The sequence below is a fragment of the Stenoxybacter acetivorans DSM 19021 genome, assembly GCF_000745895.1.
Taxonomy (GTDB): Bacteria; Pseudomonadota; Gammaproteobacteria; order Burkholderiales; family Neisseriaceae; genus Stenoxybacter; species Stenoxybacter acetivorans.
Genome location: NZ_JQKE01000112.1, coordinates 1 through 3,747, shown reverse-complemented (window position 1 = coordinate 3,747; position 3,747 = coordinate 1). Strand labels below are relative to the sequence as shown.

The 3,747-nt window shown below is 41.8% G+C and carries 2 protein-coding genes; both read right to left on the bottom strand.

All coding sequences use genetic code 11. The features are described 5' to 3' along the window. On the bottom strand, nucleotides 1-3,125 hold a 3,125-nt coding region (locus tag Q384_RS14175), incomplete at its 3' end, for a calcium-binding protein (RefSeq protein ID WP_425423489.1). Nucleotides 3,126-3,242: 117 nt separating this feature from the next. Next, entirely contained in the window at nucleotides 3,243-3,704 is a 462-nt protein-coding gene (locus tag Q384_RS10680) for a hypothetical protein (RefSeq protein ID WP_037587986.1), read from the bottom strand. Between the last annotated feature and the right edge of the window lie 43 nt (nucleotides 3,705-3,747).

Genomic DNA, 3,747 nt, shown 5'->3' with positions numbered 1-3,747 from the left:
CTGTTGAAAAACTGTTGAATACGAACGCTGTCGCCGCTTTGCTGATTGGCAATAATTAAATCATAGTTGTCTTTATGCCAACGGGTTTCGCCGTAACTGACATCGGTAAACTGAACAATATCATCACTCGAATAACCACCGCTGTGGTCATAAATCGTATCCTGTCCATGTCCTTTGGCAAACAGATAGGTATCGCTCTGAGAACCACCCGACAAATAATCATTACCCACACCGCCAATCAGCGTATCTGCACCGCTGCCGCCGTAAAGTTTATCGTCGCCCCCTCCGCCGTCCAATAAATCATCTTTATTGGCTGCCTGAATGGTGTCGTTGCCCAATCCGCCGTAAATATTGACTTTATACTGCCATGAACTGAGGTTAATATTGTCATCACCGCCTGTACCGTGCAGCGTGAAACCCATGTTTTTTAAATCAGCTAAACGGAAAGTTTGGTCTTGGAAGACAAAGGTTTCAATTTCATAGTAGCTGCTGTTGAAAAACTGCTGAATACGAACGCTGTCGCCGCTTTGCTGATTGGCAATAATTAAGTCGTAGTTATCTTTATGCCACCGTGTTTCGCCGTAGCTAACATCGGTGAATTGAACAGTGTCATCACCCGCATAGCCGCCGCTGTGGTCAGAAACCGTATCCTGTCCGTGTCCTTTGCTGAACAGATAGGTATCACCCTGATAACCGCCTGATAAATAGTCATTACCCGCGCCACCAATCAGCGTATCCGAGCCGCTGCCGCCGTAAAGTTTGTCATCGCCCTCTCCGCCGTCCAATAAATCATCTTTATTGGCTGCCTGAATGGTGTCATTGCCCAATCCGCCGTAAATATTGACTTTACTCTGCCATGAACTGAGGTTAATATTGTCATCGTCGCCTGTACCGTGCAACGTGAAACCCATATTTTTTAAATCAGCCAAATGGAAAGTTTGATCTTGGAAGACAAAGGTTTCAATTTCATAGTAACTGCTGTTGAAAAACTGCTGAATACGAACGCTGTCGTCGCTTTGCTGATTGGCAATAATTAAATCATAGTTGTCTTTATGCCAGCGGGTTTCGCCATAGTTAACATCGGTAAACTTAACCACATCATCACCCGCATAGCCGCCACTGTGGTCAGAAACCGTATCCTGTCCGTGTCCTTTGGCAAACAGATAGGTATCGCCATGATAACTGCCCGACAAATCATCATTGCCTGCGCCGCCAATCAGCGTATCCGCGCCGCTGCCGCCATAGAGTTTGTCGTCGCCCGCACCGCCGTCCAGCACGTCATTACCGCCATAGCTCGTTAAAGTATCATTGCCCGCCCCGCCAATCAGCGTATCCAAAGCATTGCCGCCGTAAAGTTTATCGTCGCCTTCGCCGCCGATGATTACATTGTTATTTTCGTTGCCGTTGAGGGTGTCGTTTTGCTCTGTGCCGAAAATAATGCCGAGTTTGGTTTGCATCTCTTTGCCGATTTGGTTCAGCCAATGTTCGGTGAGTTGATGTTGTTCGGCGTATTCAATCATTTTCGCCAGCAGCGGTGTTGCCGCATGCCATTGTTTGCCGATGTTCGGCTGATAGAATAGGAATTCAGCCAAATCCACAAAGGCTTTTTCGGGGTTCTCTGTGAAAATTTGGTTGAATTTCTTGGTGATGCCGCTGTAGTCCAATTGGAACTGATCGTTTTCAATCGCAAAGCCGATTTCATACAAATAAGGCTGTAAACGGGTTTGAAACAGCAGATTTTGATAAACTTGCTGGCTTAACTTATCGTAGGTTTTGGTAATTGTGGATTTCAGATATTCCACATCGGCTTTGCTGCCCACATAGAATGTGCCGCCGGTTTCTCCGGTAAACGCATTCAATATGCTTACTTTTTCAGACAGCAAAACCAATGCTTGGTGATCATTGATATTGATTTGAAAGTCTTTTAATGCCCCTGCTTGATCGCGTGTCAGCCCTGTGCCTTGATTACTTGTTTTTGCACTGAACGGCATCATCAAATAAGTGCGGTTGGCATTGAATTGCGGATCGGTTTTTGCCCATGCGTTGATCAGGTTGTCCAGCAAAGCAATTTGTTCGGCTTTGGTTTCTGCCGCCGAATACGCTGCCAAAACATGAGCCAATGAAGTGGAAAGTGCGGCGGCTTCACGCAAGTCCCGAACTCGCCCCATACCTTGTAAATTCGCGGTTTGCTGTTGCTGCTCGGTTAATTCAATGCGTTCCGCATAGCGGCTGTATAAAGCGTTAAATGAAAAGTTTACATCACCCATTAATCGGGTTTTGCCGTCGGTGGTTTCGTAACTGCCCGTTTGGGCTAAAGTATTGTTGCCTTTTAATTGGGTATTGGTGTTTTTATAATCCAAATTCAAAACCGCAACGCCTAAATCCGTTAATGAAAATAATTCATTGGCTGAACCAAAACCATCTTGGTTTAAATCGCGCCAGATTTTAAGCTCGGTAAACCGTTCATCTTCAGCAGTGATTTTACCGTCTTGATTGCTGTCAAATTCAGCCAAAGCATCATAGCCATTAACAGCGGTTTCGCCGTTGGCTTTACGATAACTATCGCCAAAGATTTCACTGCCATTGCTGATAATGCCGTCTTTGTTTTTATCCACAACCAAAATGCCGTCATCAGCACTAACCCAGCCTGTTGCCGTGCGAATACCGTCGTTATTGTGATCGAACAATGCGCCAACATGTTTATCATGCCCAACGGTTTCAATACCATCGCCGTCTAAATCCAAAACAATCGGGTCGTAAATGTGGTATTTGCCATCACGGTTAAGGGCTTGCCAGTCTTTAAAGGCTTGCTCATCTTTAAAACAACCCGGGTCAAAAGGCAATCCATTTGGATCTTCTTTCCATTTACGTCTATCATTATAAGGATCATTAATGGTATCACCGCGTTTCACAGCATCATAAAGCCACTTTTCCAGACTATCATCAGTTCTGCCCGCAGCAGATTCTTCTTTCCATTTATGGTACTCTTTTCTGCCTACTTCATTATTCCATTTATCCATACCAGATAGTATCGCGGTATTATCTGGATTTCCGTCTTCATGTTTATCAAGTATGAACTTAGAAAAATCATCTCCTAATCGTTGCGTAAGTTTAGCACTTAGCATTGCATGCCTATACGCATCATAACTATTATCATAACTACCACTCTTGCCATCAAACCCACCATATTCATTGGCTTTTTGATTGGTATAGTTTACAAATGAAGTTATATCGTAATACATTTAACACTCTCCTAAATAAAAAGTAATAATACCATGAATTGGGTATTTTATTGTTTTTAAGCACATATTTGATTTGATTTGTAAACATCTATTTTCGTATATTTTTTCTGGGTCTGCATGTAAATCTGAATATATCGCAATTACATCTTGTCTTTTTTTTAACCAAAATTTAACCCCAGAAGTTGTTATCATATCATATTTAAAAAAACCTATTTTGTAATTAAATTTCGCCTCATTATTAATTATTTTTTCAAATTCTTCTTTTGATAAATAAGGCGATTGCACACAAACAGCATCAAATCCAGAAAATAAATCAGTTAAATTTGGATTGAATAATTCACTATTTATACTTTTTTTCTCTAAAATTTTCAGTTTCGCTTCCACAATATCATTCTTATCGTTGCAAGCAGATAAAAGCAATAACAAACTAAAACTGATAAATATTTTATAAATATAGCGCATTTTCCAGAAACCTTAATCTAAGGATAGGTAATTCTAAAAATTT

What these genes read in the sequence shown, in the direction of transcription:
- Q384_RS10680 (WP_037587986.1), bottom strand. Translation starts at nt 3,704, where the DNA reads ATGCGCTATATTTATAAAATATTTATCAGTTTTAGTTTGTTATTGCTT.